Below are 20844 nucleotides of genomic sequence, written 5' to 3' on the forward strand. Positions count from 1 at the left end.
GCCTGCCGGACCAGTCCAACAAAAAAGTCGAAAACAACCCCATGCACAGTAGAACCGTAACGCCCGGCGGTTGCTCCGCCGGGACGATTCACCTTGGTCCTGCCGCGCCTTAGTAGACGTCAGCCTGGAAGCGGCCGGTCTTCTTGAGTTCGGCGACAAAGCTGACGGCCTCGTCGGTCGATCGGGCCCCGAACTGGGCGACGATGTCAACCAGCGCGCGCTCGACGTCCTTGGCCATGCGCTTGGCATCGCCGCAGATGTAGAGATGCGCGCCTTCGGCGAGCCACGTCCACAACTCGCGGCCGACCTCGCGCATGCGGTCCTGCACGTAGAACTTCTTCTCGCCGTCGCGCGACCAGGCAAGCGACATGCGCGTCAGAAGCCCAGAGGTCTTCATCGCATTGAGCTCGTCCTGGTAGAAGAAGTCGCAGTCGCTGCGCTGATGGCCGAAGAACAGCCAGTTCTTGCCGGGCGCGCCGGTCGCCTTGCGGTCGAGCAGGAAGGCGCGGAACGGCGCGATACCGGTGCCGGGGCCGATCATGACGACAGGCGTCTTCGGGTCCTGCGGCAGGCCGAAGCCATGCGCCTTCTGCACATAGACCTTCAGCTTCTCGCCCTCTGCGATGCGCTCGCCGAGGAAGGTCGAGGCGACGCCGAGGCGCTTGCGCTTGCCGATGATGTAGCGCACGGAATCCACCGTCAACGACAGCTTTCCGGGCGTGGCGTTGTGCGACGAGGAGATCGAATAGAGCCGCGGCTGGAGCGGCTCCAGCGCCTCGACGAAGGCTTCGGGATGCGGCCGCGTGCCGGAGAACTTCTGCAGCGCCGCCATCACGTCGAGCGTCGCGGCGTCACCATCGGGATCCTCGCCCTGCGCCAGCGCACGCGCCTTCTCGCGCTGCGCGCCACCGGTGATGAAGGAGAGCAACTCGAACAGCGTGTCGGGTGCCGGCGACAGCGAGACGTCGTCGATCAGCACCTCACGCAGCGTCTTGCCGTTGACCTTGGTGGTGTGGGAGGCGCCGAGCAGCGCGATGATCTGGTCGACGAGACCGACCTCGTTGCGCGCGAACACGCCAAAACTGTCGCCGACGATGTAGTCGAGCTTGCTCTCGGAGAGATCGAATTCGACGTGATAGGTTTCTTTCTCCGACTTGCCCTTGTTGAGCAGGCGCCGCGACAGGAACGTCGCCGCGACCGGGTTGTCGCGCGAGCGGCCGGGCTCGGCAATCGTCACCGTCACGGCCGGGGCTGCCACCGCGTCCTGCTTGTCGGCCGTCTTGGCCGCCGGCGCCTTGTCCAGCTCCTCGTACAGCGACTTCAGCATCCGCGCGGTTTCCTTGCCGCCGGGGACGCAGAGATTGAGCCGAGCTTCGCTGCGGCCCGCAATCGCCTCCGAATAGTCGTGGCAATTGTAGCCGCACTGGCCGCAATCCTGCTGCGCCATCGCGGCCATCATCTTGCGACGCACGGGGCGGCCTTCGGCAAGCTTCATCCGGTCGGCGATCGGCATGGTCTGGTCGTGCCACGGGGCTTCGCCGTCGTCGCCGTCACCGGCCTGCATGACGGCAGCGCCCTGCTCCGCCGACAAAGGCGATGCCACATCAGGCGACAGCAGCCCGGCAAAGAAGCCGTTCAGCCAGGAGCGCTGCGCGTCGGAGAACGGCGCGCTGGCGGGAATGATGTCGAGTTTCGGCGGAGGCGTGATCTGGTTCATGCGGACACCTGTGCATCGGCAAGCTTGCGCAGGGTTTCGCCATCATGGCGGCGCGCAAAGGACAGGAAAGTTTCATCGGGCGACGAGCGATGGGCCATGTAAGCCTTGAGCAGCCCCTCGACCGTCTTCGGCGCGTCCTCGGCCTTGAGGTCATGATAGACCTCCTGCCCGACATCGGCGTCGGGGCCGAACCCGCCACCGGTGAAGAGATGATACCCCTCCACCGTGTCCTCCTCGTTGACGGGCACCCGCGCGCCGATCAGGCCGATATCGCTGATGTAATGCTGCGCGCAGGAATGGTGGCAGCCGGTGACGTGGATGTTGACCGGCTTGTCCATGGCGACGCGCGGCTCGCACCAGTCACCGATCTCTTCGGCATTGCGCTTGGTATTGGACGCCGCGAAGCGGCAGCCGGCATTGCCGGTGCAGGCGATCAGGCCGGCGCGGATATGCGAGGCCTCGACCGCGAGCCCGATCTGCTTGATCGCGGCAATGGCGAGCTCGACATTCTCGTCGCGCACGCCTGAGATCAGCAGGTTCTGCCAGACGGTGAGGCGGATCTCGCCATCGCCGAGATCGCGCGAGACCTTTGCGAGGCCCCGCATCTGGTCGCAGCTGATCTTGCCGAGCGTCAGCGACACGCCGATCCAGTTCAGCCCGTCCTGCTTCTGCTTGTGCACGCCGATATGCGCCATGCGGTCGGCGGCAGGCCGGGGCGCAAACGCTTCTTCCGGCACGCGGGTGAACGGCGTCTTCAGCCGCTCCTCGACAAGCTTGAGGAAGCCGTCATGGCCCATGCTATCGAGCACGTATTTCAGCCGCGCCTTGTTGCGGTTGGTGCGGTCGCCGTGCTCGATGAACACGCGCACGATGGCGTCGGCAACGGCGGTCGCCTGCTCGGGCTTGACGATGATGCCGGAATATTTCGCAAAATCCTTGTGGCCGGTGATGCCGCCGAGGCCGAGGCGGAACCAGACACCGGGCTCGACGCCGAACCCGTCCTTCACCTCGAACGCGGTGAAGGCAATGTCGTTGGTCTCTTCCAGCACCGCGATCCTGCCGGCGCCGTCGAAGGCGACGTTGAACTTGCGCGGCAATCCGTAGAGCGAGCGATCGTTGAGGATGTGGTAGTGCCACTCCCGCGCATAGGACCGCGTATCGAGGATTTCCTGCGGATCGATGCCCGCGGTCGGCGTCCCCGTCACGTTGCGGATGTTGTCGGCGCCGGAGCCGCGCGAGCACAGGCCGAGATCCTGAATGCCCTCGATCAGCTTCACGGCGTTCTTCGGCGGAATCTCGCGAAGCTGGAGATTGGCGCGCGTCGTGACGTGGCTATAGGGGCCGCAGAGTTCGTCGGCGAGATCGGCAAGGCCGGACAGCTGCCAGTGCTTCATGATGCCGTTCGGAATGCGCAGGCGGCTCATGTAGGAGTCCTGCGTCGGCGCGACGTAGAAGATCCCGTAATAGCGCCAGCGGAAATTGTCCGCGGGGCTCGGCGGCGCATTGTCGAGCGCTTGCTGCCGCAGCCGCGGATAGGCATCGAACGGATGCTCGTCGCGCTTGAACTTCTCCTGATCGGCGAGCTTCTTGCCCGACGCGATCACCTTGTCCTGCGCCTTAATGTGCACGGCGTCGGGACCAACAGGCTCCGCATTGGCCTTGCCGGCGCCACCGCCGAGACCACGACCGACCCGGCTGATCTGCAAGCCAGTCGTGAAGCCTTCGAGATAGCGTTTCTGCTCGTCGGAAAAGTCGACTGAGAGCGTATCGATTTTCATGGTCGGTAACGAAGCTCCTGCGGCCACCCTGGGTGGCATCGACGGAATTGGCGCGACCCGCGAGCAACTCGGCTGGCTCAGAAGCCTGCTCTTTTGCCCAACGGTCCGATCAGCTTCGTTGCTGCGGGACTTGGCTCAGCAGGCGTCTGTGACAAGCTGGCCGCAGTGCAACATACAAGTTGCGTGCCAGCTTGCTCAAAATCGGAAATGTCATTATTTCAGTAGTTTAGTGAAGTTCCCGGAACAGGTCGGATTCGGAACTCTCACGAAATTCGAGCAGGCGGCTCAAAATTTAGCCGACGACCCCTTCCGCCCAAAAACGATGCAGGGCCGAATCAGGCCTTCCAGCGCCCGACCTCGAAGGCCTCCAAATGCCCCCGGATGTTGGCAGGATCGAACGTGGGCCCGGCAAATGCTCCGAACGCCGCGGGAGCTTCCTCGGGCGGCCGTTGGCCGAGGGCCGCGTCGTAAAGGTCGGGCCTGAACACGGCCATCGCCGTCTTGACGCCATCGGGCGTCAGCGCCGTCTGGCCCCAGCGCACCATCTGCGCATAGAGCCAGGCGGCCTGGACAGGCTCGGGGCGCCCTGCCCCTTCGCGTCCGACCAGGAGATAGCGGCCACTCTCGCGGAAGGTCCCGTCGGGCGAAATCTTCAGACGCCCCGTCAGGGTCCGCTGAATGACTTCGGCATCGACGCCGATCCGTTCGGACTGCGCCAGGATCTGCGCGGCCTCAGCGAGATTTGCGGGCTGCTCGATGAACGCGGCCCCCTTCACCGCCGCACGCACCAGGGCTGCAACCACATCCGGATTCTTGTCGGCCCAGGTCTGGCGGACGGCCAGGACCTTCTCTGCTGCCCGCACGAGAATGTCGGAGACGAAATGCAGGATGTGGCCGATGCCGAGATCGACCGCGACCGAATTCCAGGGCGCGCCGACGCAAAACGCATCGACATGACCGCTCCTGAGGCTCTCGACCATGTAAGGCGGCGGCAGCACCACGAGGCGCACGTCCTCGTCCGGATCGACGCCGGCCGCCGCCATCCAGAACCGAAGCTGATAATTGTGGGTCGAGAACGGGAAAGTCATGCCGAAGGTCAGCGGATCGGCCCCTGCCTTGCGCCGCCTGGCGACCACCTTCGCGAGCGCCTTTGCGGTGGCGAGCGGATCGAAGCGGTCGCCGTCGATCTCTTCCATCAGCGCGGCATGCAGCGCCGGCGAGACCGTGATCGCATTGCCGTTGATGCCGAGATTGAAGGGCGCCGCGATCGGCACCTTGACGTGGCCGAGCCCGAGCGAGGACGCGATCGCCACGGGTGCGAGCAGATGCGCGGCGTCGAACAGGCCGATATTGAGCTTGTCGCGGACGTTGGACCAGGAGACCTCGCGCACCAGCTCGATCTCGAGACCCTCGGCGGCGGCAAAGCCCTTGTCGACGGCGACGATCAGGGCGGCGGCATCGACCAGCGGAATGAACCCGATGCGAAGGGGAGCGGTCATTTCAGCATCTCCGACGCGGTGATGATCGACTGGGCGATCTCGCCGATCTTTTTCTTCTCGCGCATGGCGGTGGAGCGCAGCAGCACGTAGGCCTCGTCCTCGTTGAGGCCTTTGACCTTCATCAAAATGCCCTTGGCCTTCTCGATGATCTTGCGGTCCTCGAGCTGCGACTTGGTACGCTCCAGTTCCTCCTGGAGCTTGGCGAAGGCGTTGAAGCGGGACACGCAGAGGTCGAGGATCGGCTTGATGCGCTCCTTCTTCAGGCCGTCGACGATGTAGGCCGACACCCCCGCCTCCACCGACGCCTGGATCGAGGATGAATCGCTCTGGTCGACGAACATCGCGATCGGCCGCTTCACGGCGCGGCTGACCTGGAACATCGCCTCGAGCACGTCGCGGCTGGGGTTTTCCAGATCGATCAGGATGATGTCGGGGTCCACCGCATAAATACGGGCCAGCAGGCTCTGCATCTCGCGGATATGGACGATCTGCGTGAATCCGGCCTCCCGCAACCCTTCCTCAAGGATCGCAGCCCGGATCGGGCTTTCGTCGACAATCACGATTTTGGGCGACTGTTCGGCGCTCATAGCTCACTCACGGCAGGTGATTCATCCATAGCACGCCCGCCGGCCATGCAAAGGGTTGTAATTATGGGCAATTGGGACTAGCTCAGGCCCGTCAATCAGGCAGATCAGATATGGATCAGACGGCTGCGCCCAAGGTCAGCTTCGTGTCGCTCGGGTGTCCCAAGGCATTGGTGGATTCCGAGCGCATCATCACGCGCCTGCGCGCCGAGGGCTACGAGCTCGCCCGCAAGCATGACGGGGCCGACATCGTCATCGTCAACACCTGCGGCTTCCTCGACAGCGCCAAGCAGGAATCGCTCTCGGCGATCGGCGAGGCCATGGCCGAGAACGGCAAGGTGATCGTGACCGGTTGCATGGGCGCCGAGCCCGAGCAGATCGAGCAGGCCTATCCCGGCGTGCTCTCCATCACCGGACCGCAGCAATATGAGAGCGTGCTGGACGCCGTGCATCGCGCGCTGCCGCCCGCGCACAATCCGCATGTCGACCTGGTTCCGCCGCAGGGCATCAAGCTGACGCCGCGCCACTACGCCTATTTGAAGATCTCCGAAGGCTGCAACAACCGCTGCACCTTCTGCATCATCCCGAAGCTGCGCGGCGATCTCGTCTCGCGCCCGGCCAATGACGTGCTGCGCGAGGCCGAGCGGCTGGTCGGCGCCGGCGTCAAGGAGCTGCTGGTGATCTCGCAGGACACCTCGGCCTATGGCGTCGACCTCAAATATGCCGAGAGCCCGTGGAAGGATCGCCAGGTCCGCGCCAAATTCCTCGACCTCGCGCGCGAGCTCGGCGAGCTCGGCGCCTGGGTCCGGCTGCAATATGTGTACCCCTACCCGCATGTCGACGAGGTCATCGCGCTGATGAACGAGGGCAAGGTGCTGCCCTATCTCGACATCCCGTTCCAGCATGCAAGCCCCGAGGTGCTGAAGGCGATGAAGCGCCCGGCGGCGCAGGACAAGACGCTGGCGCGCATCAAGCGCTGGCGCGAGGAATGTCCGGATCTCGCGCTGCGCTCGACCTTCATCGTCGGCTTCCCCGGCGAGACCGACGCGGATTTCGCTTATCTGCTCGACTGGCTCGACGAGGCCGAGATCGATCGGCTCGGCTGCTTCAAATACGAGCCGGTTGCGGGCGCGACGTCGAATGCGATAGAGAACCCGGTGCCGGAAGAGGTCAAGCAGGAGCGCTACAACGCGCTGATGGCCCGCCAGCAGAAGATCTCTGCACGCAGGCTCAAGCGCAAGGTCGGCACGCGCCAGCAGATCATCATCGACGAAGTCGGCCCGACGGTTTTAAAAGGCCGCTCCAAGGCCGATGCGCCGGAGATCGACGGCGCGGTGTATCTCTCCAGCCGCCGTCCGTTGCGCGTCGGCGAAATCGTCACCGCGAAGATCGAGCGCGCGGACCAATACGATCTGCACGGCAGCGTCGCGGGGTTCTGAGGTCCTTGCCCCCGCGTGATGGGCAAAGCGCCGTCAGAACCTTTCGGCCAACTCTGCCAGCTCCGCGCCGGTTAAGCGGAAGAACCGTTTCGCCGGCAACGCCTGCCCGCCGAGCATTTCGTAGAAGCTTTGAAGCCGCAGATCGTCTGCATCGACAGTCCAATCGATGCGAGCGTGCCCGTCCTGCCGGGCGATGGCGGCGAGGCGCGCCATCAGCTTTCGACCCACCCCACTCCCGCGCCAATGGTCCCGGACGTAGAGTTCTTTCAGAAAGAAGCCCGAGGTCAGGCCGGGTCCCGGGTAGACGGCGCTGAAGCATGCAAAGCCCGCGAGCTCGTCATGTTCATAGGCCAGCAGAATTCGTGATCCCGCGGGCCTCGATCTCAACCCTTCGATGATCGCGTCGCGCGTGGGACAATGGACCCGATAGTGCGCCTGCATTTCGATCAGCGCATCGGCCATCGCTCCGAAATCGGCCTGCTCTATCTCCCGCAGCGTGGTCACAGCTTATGGCTCATTCGTGCATCGATCCGCATCGCTGGCCGACGTTCTGGCCGACTGAACGCGCAGAAGTTTGGCACACGCCATCCTGATCAGGAAGACGCCAGCCATTTCGGCACCCAACGCTCAGGGCGCGGTGCGCGGGCAAGATCCGCCCTGGCTTCCGACAGCTGCGCCGGCTCGCCGTCGATAGTCGGACGCAAGTCGTATTCGAAATTCGGCATGGCGCGGCCGTCGGCAGAGAGGCCGAACTTCATCGCGTACCACAGCCCGAGTTCGGGCTGCGCACGGCGCATCTCCTCGCGCAGATCGCGCAGCAGGGATTCGATCGAGGCGGCTTCCTCGAACGGCTGCGGTCCGCGCGACAGGACACGCGCCTCGTACTGCTTGCCGACAATGGCGACCTCGAAATGGGTCTTGTCCCAGGGCTTCTTGCCCTTGGGCAGATGAGCGGCGAGGCGCCAGCCGAGCTCGGCCATCAAGCGATGATTGGCCCAATAGTCTTCGCGATCCCGGCTCCATTTCTCCACGAAGCCGCGAAAATCGGGGAGCTCCGGCACGCCGTCATCGCAAATCGTCTTGTCGCCAGCCGGCCGTCGGGCAAGCCACTGCGCAAGCTCGACGGTCTGGCACTCGACCTCCTCGTGCGGTTTCAGATCGCTCCAGGCGTTATCGAATTGTTGCGACGTCAGCTTCGCCAGCAAGGCGTCGAGGCTCGGCGCGAGCAGCTCGTAATCGCCTTCGGAGCCCAGCCCCACGATCGGCGGATTGTCGCGGTCGAGACCGGCGCCGTACCAGCCGCCGACGGCCGAGCCGTCCGGCAGGCGCATGAAGAGCGAGAACCTGTCGCGCAAGGGACTACCGTCGAAGATCGGCGCCTGATCGGAGAACTGCCCCAGCAGCGAGAAACAGCCAACGCTGCCCCACGGGCGCCCGTTCAACCAATCGGCAAAGTCGACCAGCAGGGATGGCGCCTCGATGCCCGGCGGAAACGCGCCGCGAATGCTGTCGAGGTCGATCGGGTATGACGAATCGGACAAGGCAAAAAACTGTCTGGTTGATCCCGCCCCTCTTGGTCTGTCCGGCCATGTGTCCGGTTCGAAACCAATTCGCGTTCATCGATCACAAACGCGCTAGGGGCGTGATGGTTTCCCTGGAGATGTTCCGGGCACGCTTTAACACAGCGTCATCCCGTATGCTCGGCTACGCGCACAAGCATATGAAATTATAGTGCATTCACGCAGAGGTCACGGACTCGGCCTAACTCTCCGCGCGTTTTTTCAACGCGAGCGAGGAATGAGGATGAGCCGCCTCCCGGACATGCTGCGCACGCAGCGCTTCGACGATTACCGCTTTTACCACCAGAGCACCGTCAATCAGACGCTGCACCTGCTCAGCGCGATCATCTTCCTCGGCTGCTACGCGCTGCTGTTCAGGGATCCGGCACTCGCCGGTCTCGTCGGCTGGCTCGCGATGCTGACGCGGCAGACCGGGCATTTCTTCTTCGAGCCGAACGGCTATGATTCCGTCAACGACGTCAGCAACGCCTACAAGGAAGCGGTCAAGGTCGGCTACAACCAGACCCGCAAGATCATCCTGCTGCTGGTCTGGGGCAGCGCGCCGATCGCACTGTGCGCCGATCCGACGCTGTTCGGACTCTTTGATCCCCCCACGACCCGCTTCGACTTCATCCGCCATGTCGGCGCACTCTGGCTCGCCATCGGCATCGGCGGCGGTCTTGCGCGCATGCTCCAGCTCTTCGCGACGCGCGACGTCACCACCGGACTGGTCTGGGTGTTCAAGGTGCTGACCGATCCCTTCCACAACATCGCCCTGTACTGGAGATCGCCGCTCAAGCTGATGCGCGGCGAGCTGATCGACACCGCGATCGCGGAGGCGGATTGGGGCGACGCGGAAGCCGAAGAGGCCGCGCATCTGACCTGACCGATGCACGCGCGGCGGGCATTTTGCAAAACGCCCGCTTGACAAGCCCTGCCATTCGGCTGTACGGACGCGCCCCATGATCAACGCTCGGACCCATCAGCGCACCGAAATGCTCCGTCGTCGCTTCCGCGACGATGAGAGGGTGCGCCATGTCCGAAGACGCCGCTGAACCGATAAATTCAGCTCAAGTTTTCGAGAAGGCCGCACCTGCAAAGTGCGGCCTTCTTGCTTTTTGCGTCTGTTTTTCACCCGCCTCCAGAGGAGCTCGACATGACCACCGCCACCCATCCGTATGACGCGCTGATGGACATCACCGCACGGCCCAAGTCCGTGTTCGTCCGCGGCGCGGGCTCCTACCTCTGGGACGACAGCCGCAAGCGCTATCTCGATTTCGTGCAGGGCTGGGCCGTGAACTGCCTCGGCCATTCCCCGCCGGCCATCGCCGACGCGCTCGCCGCGCAGGCCAGGCGGCTGCTGACGCCGAGCCCGGCGTTCTACAACGAGCCGAGCCTGAAGCTTGCACAGGCGCTGGTGGCAAACAGCGCGTTCGACCAGGTGTTCTTTGCCAATTCGGGCGCGGAAGCCAACGAGGGCGCGATCAAGCTCGCGCGCAAATATGGCAGCCTGCACAAGAGCGGCGCGTTCGAGATCATTAGCTTCGAGGGCGGCTTCCACGGCCGAACTCTGGCGACGATGTCGGCGTCGGGCAAGAAGGCGTTCGAGCCGCTGTTCGAGCCCAAGGTTGCCGGGTTCAAGAAAGCGAAGCTGAATGACATCGCTTCGGTCGAAAGGCTGATCAACGACAACACCGTCGCCGTGATGCTCGAGCCGATCCAGGGTGAATCCGGCGTGTGGCCCGCGACCGATCAGTTTCTGCAAGCACTGCGCGCGCTGACCGAAGCGCATGGCTTGCTGCTCATTTTTGACGAGATCCAGACCGGCATGGGCCGGACCGGAAAGCTCTTCCACTATGAGCACACTGGAGTTGCGCCCGACATCATGACGCTCGGCAAGGGCATCGGCGGCGGCGTGCCGCTCGCGTCGCTGCTCGCGACCGAACGCGCAGCCTGCTTCGAGCATGGCGACCAGGGCGGCACGTTCAATGGCAACCCGATCATGTGCGCGGCGGGGCTGGCGGTGCTGGAGGAAGTCAGCAAGCCGGATTTCCTGAAGACGGTGGGCGAGACCGGCCTCTTGCTCGAAAGCGAGTTGCAGAAGGTCTCGGCCCGGCACGGGCTCGGCGGCGTGCGCGGACGCGGCCTGTTGCTCGCGCTCGACCTCAAGCTCCCGATCGCGCCCGGGATCGTCGCGCAGGCGTTCGAGGCCGGCGTGCTCCTGAATGCGCCGCAGGTCGACGCGCTGCGCTTCATGCCGGCGCTGAATGTCGCGAAGGGAGAGATCGCCGAGATGATCGACTGTCTCGACGGGATTTTGACCAGGGCCGGCGCGGCAAGACGCGTGGCGTAAGCGGAGGCGCCGTAGGGTGGGCAAAGCGAAGCGTGCCCACCATTCAAAGCCGTCGCGGGTAAGATGGTGGGCACGGCGCAAGGGCGCCTTTGCCCACCCTACGAAAGCTGTCTCAACCGTTACGACAATACAAAGAACTACGGCTTCAAAATCGAAGCCCCCGTCGTCTTGCGGCTTTCGAGATCGATATGCGCCTTCGCGGCATCCTTGAGCGCATAGGCGTGATTGATCGGCACGTGCAGCTTGCCGTTGATGACGGCGGCGAACAGCGTGTCGGCGCCTTCCAGGAGCTCCTTGCGCGTGCCGATGTAGTCGTTGAGCTTCGGCCGCGTCGCAAACAGCGAGCCGTGCGTGTTGAGCTCGGCGATCGAGAACGGCGGCACCGGGCCGGACGCATTGCCGAACGAGACGAACATGCCGCGCGGCTTGAGGCACGACAGCGAGCCCGGGAAGGTCGCCTTGCCGACGCCGTCATAGACGACGTCGCAACCTTCGTTGCGGCTGATCTGTTTGACGCGCGCGACGAAGTCCTCCTCGTTGTAGAGGATGACGTGATCGCAGCCATTGGCTTCGGCAAGCTCGGCCTTCTCGCGCGAGCCGACCGTGCCGATGACGTGGGCCCCTAACGCCCTCGCCCATTGGCACGCGAGCAGGCCAATGCCGCCGGCCGCGGCATGGATCAGCACGCGGTGATGCGGCTCGACTTTGAAGGTCTTGTGCAGGAGGTACCAGACCGTCAGCCCCTTCAGCATCAGCACGGCACCCTGCTCGTGCGTGATATGGTCGGGCAGCTTGACCAGCTTCTCCCAGGGGATGTTGCGCTCGCCGGTATAGGCACCGAGATTGTGGTAGTAGGCGACGCGGTCGCCGGGATGGAAATTGGTCACGCCCGGCCCGACCGCGACGACCTCGCCCGAGGCCTCGTTGCCGGCGATGAAGGGCAGCCCCGGCGCCTTGTAGAGGCCGGTGCGGTAGTAGACGTCGATGAAGTTCAGCCCGACCGCATGCTGGCGGATGCGCACTTCGCCGGGGCCCGGCGCCGGAACATCGACGCTCTCATAGACCAGGGCCTCGGGGCCTCCGACCTTGTGCACACGGACGGCTTTGGTCATCAGCTGACCTCCTCTTCTTGCCGACAAGCGAAAGACATCGCGCCCGCCTTGTCAACTCGACGCACAGAACGGAACGACTACTTGCCGGTTTTCCTGCGGTTGCGCTTCGCCAGCACGTTGAAGAATTCGACCGCCGCCGAGAACGCAATTGCGAAATAGATGTAGCCACGCGGAATGTGGAATTGGAATCCGTCCGCCACCAGCGCGACGCCGATCAGCACCAGGAACGCCAGCGCCAGCATCTTCGTGGTCGGATGTTCTGCCACGAATCGCGACACCGGGCCGGACGAAATGTACATGATCAGGCAGGCGATCACGACGGCCGCGATCATGATCTCGATATCCTGCGCCATGCCAATCGCGGTAATGATCGAGTCCAGCGAGAACACGATGTCGATGATGATGATCTGGACAATCACCCAGAAGAAGGCGTTGCCACCGGATTTCTGCTCACCCTCGCCGTCATCGGCTTCGACCTCGGCGTGGATCTCATGCGTCGCCTTCGCAATCAGGAACAGGCCGCCGCCGATCAGGATCAGGTCGCGCCAGGAGAAGTGGTAGTCCGAAACCGAAAACACCGGTGCGGTCAGGCCGATCAGCCACACCAGCACGCTGAGCAGGATGATGCGGAAGACCAGCGCGAGCGCCAGTCCGATCTTGCGGGCGCGGTCCGCCTGCTGCTCGGGGATGCGCGAGACGATCACCGACAGGAAGATGACGTTGTCGATGCCGAGCACGATCTCGAGCGCGGTCAAAGTGAGCAGCGCGGCCCAGGCTTCGGGGCTGGCGAGAAGATGCATCATGTGAAGGATCTTGCGAAGCGGATCAACGCGTCGCTGAAGCTGATCCAGAGCGCGATGGCACAGAGCGCGACCGTCACGCCGGTGCCGGCGTGGAAATCCATCCTCAGCGCATAGAACGCGAGCAGCCCCCAGATCACGACCAGCGACATGGTCAGCCAGCGGAGCCGCACGACGCGGACCGGATGCAGTACATGGAACGGCACGAAGGTCAGCACGACCAGAGTCGCGACCAGCAGCGTGGACCATAGCGGCGGCCAGTGCAGCAGGAACAGGTAGAACGCCGCCGCATTCCACAGCGCCGGAAATCCGCGAAAATGATTATCGTCAGCCTTCATGCGCAGATCGGCGAAATACAGTGCGCTGGTGACGATGATGGCGACGCCGAGCAGCGGCGCGGCAACCGGCAGCAGCAGGCCGCTGGCCACGATCGCATAGGCCGGCACGAACACATAGGTGACGAAATCGACCACGAGGTCGAGCACGTCGCCCGACCAGTTCGGCTGCACATCCTTGACTTTGAGCCGGCGCGCGATCGGACCGTCGATCGCATCGATGATCAGCGCGATCCCCAGCCATCCAAACATCGCCGCCCAGTGCTCGCGCACGGCCTCCAGCATCGCCAATAGCGCGATGGCCGCGCCGAAGGCGGTGAAGATGTGCACCGAGAAGGCCGCGGCGCGGATCGCCGGTCTCGGCTTCAGGGAATCTTCGTGGGTCTCCATGGCTTCTGCTATCAGAACGGGGCCGTTTTGCACATAAGCCAATGCGGCGCCCGGTCGCACAATTCGTCATAAAATCAGGGAAATATAGGTGGGCTTGAATTTGCCGCGGGGCGTGTCAAATGTCGTTCCATGACAGACGCATCGACACTCCATGACGCAGCCGTGATCGGCGGCGGGCCGGCGGGACTGGCTGCGGCCATCGCGCTGGCGCAGGCGGGCGCACGGACCGCGCTGGTGGCGCGGCGCGTGCCTTATGCCGACAACCGCACCACCGCCCTGTTAGGTGCCTCCATCGAGCTGCTGGAGAGCCTCGACGTCTGGCCGCGCTGCAAGGACAAGGCGGCAGCCCTCGAAATCATGCGGCTCGTCGACGACACCGGCCGGCTGTTCCGCAGCCCCGAGGTCCGGTTCTCCTGTCACGAGATCGCGCTCGACGCGTTCGGCTACAACATCGACAACCGCTCGCTGATGCTGGCGCTGGAGGAGCGCGCCGCCGAATTACCCAACCTCGTCCGCTTCGACGACGAGGCCGAAAGCGTCGTCATCGAAGCCGATGACGTCGCGATCCGCACGGCCTCCGCGCAATTCCTCTCGGCCCGGCTCGTGGTCGGCGCCGATGGGCGGCATTCGCTGTGCCGGGAGGCCGCCGGCATCGCGGTGACACGGCGCGAGCTGACGCAGACCGCACTGACCTTCAACGTCGCCCACACGCGTCCGCACCGCAACGTCTCGACCGAGTTCCACACGCCGCACGGCCCTTGCGTGTTCGTGCCCCTGCCCGGCGACCGCTCCAGCATCGTCTGGGTCTCGGCACCAGCGGAAGCCGAACGGCTGCGTGCTTTGAGCGATGCCGAGCTGTCCGCCGCGATCGAGAAGCAGTCGCATTCCATTCTCGGACGCATGAGCGTCGAGCCCGGCCGCAACCTGTTCCCGCTCGCGATTGAGCGCCCCAAATCCTTTGGCCGCGACCGTGTTGCGCTGGTCGGCGAAGCGGCCCATGTGGTTCCCCCGATCGGGGCCCAGAGCCTCAACCTTGGCCTGCGCGATGCCGCCGATATTGCCCGCCTTGCGGGCGAGGCCATCGCGTCCAGCCAGGACCCCGGCGCGGACGAGGTGCTGAAGCGCTACGACAGGGCGCGGCGTCCGGACATCCTGAGCCGGACCTTTGCGATCGACCTCGCCAACCGCTCGCTGCTCAATGATTTCCTGCCGCTGCAGCCGATCCGCGCGGTCGGCATGCACCTGCTCGGCGCCATCGGCCCGCTCCGGCGTTTCGCGATGCGCGAGGGCCTGACGCCGACGTGGCGAAGGTAAAGCTCCGGATCACGGAAACGCCAGCCGCCCCGTCTGGATCGCCCACATCACGCTGGTCAGCGTGACCACGGACGCGAACGTGCCGAGCAGCACTGCGACGGAGGCGGATTCGATCCAGGCCTCGTTCTGACGGGCGATCACGAACACGTTCAGCGCCGGCGGCAGCGAGGCCATCAGCACGGCGGTGGCGGCCCAGGGCTGCGCGAACGGCCCGAACGCCAGCATCAGGCCGAACGCTGCAAGCGGGTGGATCAAGAGCTTCACCGCGATGACGCCCGGCACCTCCCACGGCACCCGGTTGAACGGGCGGAGCGCCACGGTCACGCCGAGCACGAACAAAGCGGTCGGCGCGGCTGCGTTCTGGAGGAAGGTGATGGTGCGGTCGAGCGCGACCGGCAGCTCGATATGCAGCGCCGCCACGGCCGCGCCAAAGCAGGCCGACATGATCAGCGGGTTGAGCACGATCTGCTTCAGCACGACGCCGAAGGCATGCACGATCGAGGGATGATCGCGGTCGGAGAGCTCGATCAGCAGCGGCACGATGGTGAACAGGAAGATGCTGTCACAGCAGAAGATCAGCGCGGTCGGCGCTGACGCTTTGGTCCCGAGCACGGCAAGCGCCAGACCCGGTCCCATGTAGCCGATATTGCCGTAGCCGCCGGAGAGGCCCGCGAGCGTCGCCTCGCGCAGCGTCAGCCGTCCCAAGACCTTGCCGACGACCAACGCCAGGGTGAACGCGGCGACCGTCGACAGCGTGGTCGCGACCAGGAACGGCGGGTTGTTCAATTCCGCGAACGGCGTCTTCGACATGATCGCAAACAGCAGCGCCGGCAGCGACACGTAGAGCAGGAAGAAGTTCATCCAGGTGAGGCCCGATTCCGGCAGCGATTTGGCCTTGCCGCAGGCGAATCCGACGAAGATCAAGCCGAAATAAGGTAGAGCCAGATTGAGGATATCGACCATTGATGAAGTGTTTTCTGAAGACTTGGGGGCTATCCGCCCCGGAAGCGAACGTTAATTCCGAATGAGGCCACTAGCATCGGCCACAATCCTGGTCTATCGACGACGGATGATTAAAGCGCGGACCGCCAAATTCCAGATCGGACAGGTCGTACGCCACCGGATCTTCTCGTTCCGGGGTGTGATCTTCGACATCGATCCGGAATTCAACAACACTGAGGAGTGGTGGCTGTCGATCCCCGAGGAGGTGCGGCCCCACAAGGACCAGCCGTTCTATCACCTGCTCGCGGAAAACGCGGAGTCCGAATACGTCGCCTACGTCTCCGAGCAGAACCTGTTGCCGGACGAGTCCGGCGAGCCGATCCGGCATTCCCAGGTGGCCGAGATCTTCATCAAGAACAAGGACGGCGGCTACCGTCCGCGCAATCCGTCGCTGAACTGAGTCTCTCCGGCAGAAGGCCAGCAAAAAAGGCGCTCGAACCGAGCGCCTTTTTCATGTCCGGGATCTGGTCCCCGATTACTTCTGGCCGGCCGGCGGTGCGCCGGGAGCGCCGCCCTGCTGCTCGAGCTTCTTGCGCTGCTCTTCGGCCTTCTTCTGAAGCTCTTCCTGGAGCTTCTTCTGAGTTTCCTCGAACACCTTCGGATCGGTCGGCGGACCGTCATAGGCCTTCTGGAATTCGCCGGCGAGCGGCAGCGGCAGGGTCAGCGGCGCGCCGTTGGCATTGATCGCCTGCACGACGAGATTCTGGCCCTTCTTCATGCTGTTGATGAGTTCGGGTGTGGCCTCGTAGTCGGACATGCAGCCGTTCTGGAAGCAGATCACATACGGTTGCTGCAGCGGTGCGTTGCTGTCGACGATGATGCGGGTGCCGTGCACGAGCTGCATGCCGAGCGGCAAGGTCACGCGCAGGATCTTCTTGGGCTCGCCTTCCGGCTCGATGATCACGGCGGCGATGACCGGCTGGCCCGACTCGATGCGACCATCCTTGCCGGTGAAACACACCTGCTTGGCGTTGGCGTCCTGGCCCTTGAGGCAGAACTTGGTCCAGGGGGCGTAGATGAGCTGGATCTGCTGGTCAGCCGGCTGGGCCGCACCCTGCTGTGCGGGGGCGCCCTGAGCCGGAGCCTGCTGCGGCGCGGGTGCCTGAGCGGCGGGAGCCGGAGCCTTCGGGGCCGCCTTCGGAGCGGCCTTCGGAGCCGCCTTGGGTGCGGCGGGCGCGCCGGGAGCCGGCGCCGGGGTCTGGGCCTCGGCGGCAAACGGAACGGCCAACGCCGTCGCCGTCAACAAGGCGAGAAGTCGCCCGCGCGGCCGGACGGACGCGGCCAAGTAACGGAAATTCATTGCGGAAAACCCTTTCTGAACGGGAAGTGCCCGAACCGCTCCGAAGCGCCGAACCTGGCCGCCTTGGGCGCGGCTCTCTCCCCGTCAATTGAGGCGGATAAGTGACGGGCTCGACGCTCTTGCGCGATTGCGTGCCTTCTTAGCGTGGCCGACGAAAAGATCAATGCCGACAAGCGTCTTTGACCGCTCTGGCGCCAGCGTCCCACCAAATTCCCTGTGATAGGATTCAAGCCCTGCCGGTCCTCGAATCAACGTGTGCCGATGTTCATGTTCCAGCGCCTTCTCGAGGGCCTTCTTGAGAGGGTTGGCGTCCGCCTCTGCGTCCTCGGCGTTCTCCTTGCCTTGGCCCTGACTGCCGGGCTTCCGGCAAGCGGCGCACGGGCCGAGGAAGCCCACGCCATCGCCATGCACGGCAAGCCGGCGCTGCCCGCTGATTTCGCCCACATGCCCTATGCCAATCCTGGCGCCCCCAAGGGCGGTCGGCTGGTCTGGGGCATTCTCGGCACCTTCGACAGCCTCAATCCCTTCATCGTCAGGGGACTGGCGGTACAGCCGGTGCGGAACTACGTCGTCGAGAGCCTGCTCGCACGCGGCCAGGACGAGCCGTTCACGCTGTACGGCCTACTGGCCAGGACGGTCGAGACCGACGACGAGCGGAGCTACGTCACCTTCCGCCTCGATCCCCGTGCCCGCTTCTCCGACGGCAAGCAGGTCACGGCCGAAGACGTGCTGTTCTCCTGGCAGCTGCTGCGCGACCACGGCCGCCCCAACCACCGGCAGTACTATGGCAAGGTCGCCAGGGCCGAGGCGCCCGATCCCCTCACCGTCCGCTTCGACCTCACCGGCGCCAATGACCGCGAGCTGCCGCTGATCCTCGGTCTGATGCCGATCCTGCCGAAGCATGCAGTGGATGTTGCGACCTTCGAGGAGACGACGCTGACCGCCGCGGTCGCCTCGGGCCCGTATCGCGTCACGGCAGTGAAACCCGGCGCCAGCGTCACGCTCACGCGCAATCCCGATTATTGGGGCCGCGACCTGCCGATCAATCGCGGGCTCTACAATTTCGACGAGATCAGGCTCGACTATTTCCGCGAAGCCAATGGCCAGTTCGAAGCCTTCAAGCGCGGCCTCTACGATTTCCGCGTCGAGCACGAGCCGCTGCGCTGGCACGACGGCTACGATTTTCCGGCCGCCAGAACCGGCGAGGTGATCCGCGACACCGTCAAGCCCGGCGTGCCGCAACCTTCCGAATTCCTGGTGTTCAACACCCGCCGCCCGATCTTTGCCGACATCCGCGTGCGCCAGGCCCTGACGCTGTTGTTCGATTTCGAACTGGTCAACCGCAACTACTTCTTCGGACTCTATTCGCGCGTCGCCGGCTATTTTGCGGGCTCGGACCTCTCGGCCTATGGCCGCCCTGCCGATGCGCACGAGCGCGAGCTGCTGAAACCCTATGCCGCGCAGATCCCGCCCGACATCATGGACGGCAGCTACCGCCTGCCAGTGACCGACGGCTCGGGGCGCGACCGCACCACGCTGCGCGCGGCGCTGAAACTGTTGTCGGATGCCGGCTACGATCTCGACGGCACCGTGCTGCGCAACCGCGCGACGAAAGCGCCCTTCACCTTCGAGATGCTGGTGACGACCCGCGATCAGGAGCGCATCGCGCTGTCGTTCCAGCGCGACCTCAAGCGCGCCGGCATCGAGCCGAGCGTGCGCGCGGTCGATCCCGTGCAGTTCGACCAGCGCCGGCTCGGTTACGAATTCGACATGATCCAGAACCGCTGGGACCAGTCGCTGTCGCCCGGCAACGAGCAATCTTTCTATTGGGGGAGCGCTGCCGCCGACAATCCCGGGACCCGCAACTACATGGGTGCCAGAGATCCCGCGGTCGACGCCATGATCGCGGTGCTGCTGGAGGCCCGTGAACATACGGCTTTCGTGTCGGCGGTGCGGGCGCTCGACCGCGCCTTGATCGCCGGTTTCTATACAATCCCCCTGTTTAACGTATCCGAGCAATGGATCGCGCGCTGGAATCGGATAGAACGGCCAAAGGCCACTTCGCTCTCCGGCTATTTGCCGGAGACCTGGTGGTCGAAGGGGCAGCCGCAAGCCACGCAAGCAAAGTGACGCCGTGAACCAGACAGCCGTATCGCCGACGCTCGACACGCTGTTTCAGCGCACGCTGATGCGGCAGCCGCACGCGCCCGCTTTGCTCGATCCCATCAACAAGGCCCGCGTCACCGGCCACGAGCCTCGGCGGATGACCTATGCCGAGGCCGATACCGCGATCGAGGCGCTGTCGGCGCATTTCGTCGAAGCGGGCCTGCCGGCCAATTCCGTCATCGCGATCCAGCTCCCCAACACGGTCGAGTTCGTGCTGACCGTGCTCGCCGCCCATCGCGCCGGCCTCGTCGTCGCCGTGCTGCCGCTGCTGTGGCGGCATGCGGAACTGACCGCTGCGCTGAACCGCACCGCGGCGCGCGCCATCGTCACCATGAGCAAGGTCGACGGCGTCAGCTACGCCGACCTTGCGATGCATGCGGCCGCAGAGGCCTTCTCGATCCGTTACGTCTGCGGTTTCGGAGGCGACCTGCCCGAGGGCATGGCCTCGCTCGACGACGTGCTGGCCCGTCCGGCCGGCACCGCACGCGCCGTGATCCAGGACGGCCGCAAAGCCGCGATGATCTCCTTCGACGTCACGGCGGAAGGCTTTCGTCCGGTGCCGCGGCCGCATTTCAGCCTGATCGCCGGCGGCCTCGCGATGTCGCTGGAAGCCGACATCAGGCAGGGCGCGACCCTGATGGCGGCGTTCACGCCGATGTCGTTCGCGGGTCTCGCCTCCTCGCTCGCGGTGTGGCTGCTGTCCGGCGGCGCGCTGGCGCTGCATCATCCGTTCGAGAACGACGTGCTGGAGCAGCAGATCAACGAGCACGAATGCGAGGTGCTGATCGCCCCCGCGCCGCTCGCACTGCGGCTCGGCGATTCCGGCCTCGCGGCGCGGATGCCGAGCTTGCGCAATGTCATCGGGCTCTGGCGCGCGCCCGAGCAGGTCGCCACAAGCGAGGCTTGGACCGCGCCGCATGCGCCGCTGACGGACGTCTATCTGTTCGGCGAGGCCGGCCTGTTCGGCGCCCGCCGCGGCGAGGACGGCATGCCTGTGCCCGTCATGCCAGGACCACACGGCGCTCCGCGCGAGCAGTCGGGGTCCTCCATCGCCGGCGAGATCCTGCTGACGCCGAAAGGCACGCTCGGCCTGCGCGGCGCCATGGTGCCGATTGCGGCATACGCGCCGCCGCAGCCGGTCGGCGACACCCTGATCGCGCAGCCGCCACGCGACTATGTCGACACCGGCTATGCCGCGCGGCTCGACCGTCCGAGCGGCGCGATCTGCATCACCGCCCCGCCCTCCGGCATCATGGCCGTCGGCGGCTACCGTTTCCTCTCCAACGACCTCCAGGAATGGGCGCGCCGGCTCGGCCAGGGCGCCCTGCTCACCGCACTGCCCGACCGGCTCTCGGGTCACCGGCTGGCAGGCCGGGCTCAGGACAATGCCCGCGCCCGCGAGGCGCTCAGCGAGCTCGGGCTTAACCCCCTGATGGTCGAGGCTTTTCGCGACCGCTCCGGGCCGGTCTAGGCGCAGTTTCGATTCATTCATTGAC

At 64.9% G+C, this 20844-nt stretch carries 18 protein-coding genes; 7 read left to right on the forward strand and 11 right to left on the reverse strand.

The window, feature by feature from the left end; genetic code table 11:
- Positions 1 to 109: 109 nt before the first annotated feature.
- From I3J27_RS19500 to I3J27_RS19515, 4 genes are all read right to left on the reverse strand, one after another.
- Positions 110 to 1717 carry a sulfite reductase subunit alpha gene (locus tag I3J27_RS19500; RefSeq protein ID WP_270160060.1) on the reverse strand — a complete coding sequence of 536 codons (1608 nt, stop codon included), beginning with the start codon at positions 1715 to 1717 and terminating at the stop codon, positions 110 to 112.
- Entirely contained in the window at positions 1714 to 3495 is a 1782-nt protein-coding gene (locus tag I3J27_RS19505; protein WP_270160061.1) for a NirA family protein, read from the reverse strand. Before I3J27_RS19505 ends, I3J27_RS19500 begins: the two co-directional genes overlap by 4 nt.
- A gap of 335 nt (positions 3496 to 3830) precedes the next feature.
- Positions 3831 to 4994 carry a CmpA/NrtA family ABC transporter substrate-binding protein gene (locus tag I3J27_RS19510; RefSeq protein ID WP_270160062.1) on the reverse strand — a complete coding sequence of 388 codons (1164 nt, stop codon included), beginning with the start codon at positions 4992 to 4994 and terminating at the stop codon, positions 3831 to 3833.
- Positions 4991 to 5581 carry an ANTAR domain-containing response regulator gene (locus I3J27_RS19515; RefSeq protein WP_129275551.1) on the reverse strand — a complete coding sequence of 197 codons (591 nt, stop codon included), beginning with the start codon at positions 5579 to 5581 and terminating at the stop codon, positions 4991 to 4993. Before I3J27_RS19515 ends, I3J27_RS19510 begins: the two co-directional genes overlap by 4 nt.
- Before the next feature lie 110 nt (positions 5582 to 5691).
- On the opposite strand from I3J27_RS19515, the gene rimO reads away from it, so the two are divergent.
- Positions 5692 to 7017 carry a 30S ribosomal protein S12 methylthiotransferase RimO gene (rimO, locus tag I3J27_RS19520; RefSeq protein ID WP_270160063.1) on the forward strand — a complete coding sequence of 442 codons (1326 nt, stop codon included), beginning with the start codon at positions 5692 to 5694 and terminating at the stop codon, positions 7015 to 7017.
- A 33-nt stretch (positions 7018 to 7050) separates the two neighbouring features.
- Here the strand turns inward: rimO and I3J27_RS19525 are convergent, their stop codons facing one another.
- Positions 7051 to 7521, reverse strand: a complete 471-nt coding sequence (locus I3J27_RS19525) for a GNAT family N-acetyltransferase (protein WP_370691845.1) — start codon at positions 7519 to 7521, stop codon at positions 7051 to 7053.
- 89 nt (positions 7522 to 7610) lie between these two features.
- Positions 7611 to 8558, reverse strand: a complete 948-nt coding sequence (locus I3J27_RS19530; protein WP_270160064.1) for a hypothetical protein — start codon at positions 8556 to 8558, stop codon at positions 7611 to 7613.
- Between the two features lie 262 nt (positions 8559 to 8820).
- On the opposite strand from I3J27_RS19530, the gene I3J27_RS19535 reads away from it, so the two are divergent.
- The gene (locus I3J27_RS19535) at positions 8821 to 9462 is read left to right on the forward strand and encodes a hypothetical protein (RefSeq protein WP_270160065.1); all 642 of its coding nucleotides are present in this window, start codon (positions 8821 to 8823) and stop codon (positions 9460 to 9462) included.
- A gap of 270 nt (positions 9463 to 9732) precedes the next feature.
- Positions 9733 to 10929: an acetylornithine transaminase gene (locus I3J27_RS19540; RefSeq protein ID WP_270160066.1), complete on the forward strand. Its 1197-nt coding sequence runs from the start codon at positions 9733 to 9735 to the stop codon at positions 10927 to 10929.
- Between the two features lie 137 nt (positions 10930 to 11066).
- On the opposite strand, the gene I3J27_RS19545 is transcribed toward I3J27_RS19540, so the two are convergent.
- From I3J27_RS19545 to pcsA, 3 genes are all read right to left on the reverse strand, one after another.
- Positions 11067 to 12041, reverse strand: a complete 975-nt coding sequence (locus tag I3J27_RS19545; protein WP_270160067.1) for a quinone oxidoreductase family protein — start codon at positions 12039 to 12041, stop codon at positions 11067 to 11069.
- A 77-nt stretch (positions 12042 to 12118) separates the two neighbouring features.
- Complete coding sequence (locus I3J27_RS19550; RefSeq protein WP_270160068.1) at positions 12119 to 12844, reverse strand: TerC family protein; 726 nt, start codon at positions 12842 to 12844, stop codon at positions 12119 to 12121.
- Positions 12841 to 13566 (reverse strand): phosphatidylcholine synthase, encoded by a 726-nt coding sequence (gene pcsA, locus I3J27_RS19555; RefSeq protein WP_270160069.1) that lies wholly within the window; start codon positions 13564 to 13566, stop codon positions 12841 to 12843. The genes I3J27_RS19550 and pcsA overlap by 4 nt, the downstream gene beginning before the upstream one ends.
- Before the next feature lie 129 nt (positions 13567 to 13695).
- On the opposite strand from pcsA, the gene I3J27_RS19560 reads away from it, so the two are divergent.
- Positions 13696 to 14880, forward strand: coding sequence for a UbiH/UbiF family hydroxylase (locus tag I3J27_RS19560; protein ID WP_270160070.1), 1185 nt, complete (start codon positions 13696 to 13698; stop codon positions 14878 to 14880).
- Positions 14881 to 14889: 9 nt separating this feature from the next.
- Here the strand turns inward: I3J27_RS19560 and I3J27_RS19565 are convergent, their stop codons facing one another.
- Positions 14890 to 15843 (reverse strand): AEC family transporter, encoded by a 954-nt coding sequence (locus I3J27_RS19565; RefSeq protein WP_270160071.1) that lies wholly within the window; start codon positions 15841 to 15843, stop codon positions 14890 to 14892.
- 106 nt (positions 15844 to 15949) lie between these two features.
- Here I3J27_RS19565 and hspQ point away from each other — a divergent pair, with 106 nt between their 5' ends.
- The gene (gene hspQ / locus I3J27_RS19570; RefSeq protein WP_018317973.1) at positions 15950 to 16282 is read left to right on the forward strand and encodes a heat shock protein HspQ; all 333 of its coding nucleotides are present in this window, start codon (positions 15950 to 15952) and stop codon (positions 16280 to 16282) included.
- Positions 16283 to 16357: 75 nt separating this feature from the next.
- On the opposite strand, the gene I3J27_RS19575 is transcribed toward hspQ, so the two are convergent.
- A complete protein-coding gene (locus I3J27_RS19575; protein WP_270160072.1) occupies positions 16358 to 17182 on the reverse strand; it encodes an invasion associated locus B family protein in 825 nt (274 codons plus the stop codon).
- Positions 17183 to 17443: 261 nt separating this feature from the next.
- Here I3J27_RS19575 and I3J27_RS19580 point away from each other — a divergent pair, with 261 nt between their 5' ends.
- Positions 17444 to 19312 (forward strand): extracellular solute-binding protein, encoded by a 1869-nt coding sequence (locus I3J27_RS19580; protein ID WP_270172844.1) that lies wholly within the window; start codon positions 17444 to 17446, stop codon positions 19310 to 19312.
- A 4-nt stretch (positions 19313 to 19316) separates the two neighbouring features.
- Positions 19317 to 20819 carry an AMP-binding protein gene (locus I3J27_RS19585; RefSeq protein ID WP_270160073.1) on the forward strand — a complete coding sequence of 501 codons (1503 nt, stop codon included), beginning with the start codon at positions 19317 to 19319 and terminating at the stop codon, positions 20817 to 20819.
- Positions 20820 to 20844: the final 25 nt, after the last annotated feature.

It is taken from the genome of Bradyrhizobium xenonodulans (genome assembly GCF_027594865.1).
GTDB lineage: Bacteria > Pseudomonadota > Alphaproteobacteria > Rhizobiales > Xanthobacteraceae > Bradyrhizobium > Bradyrhizobium xenonodulans.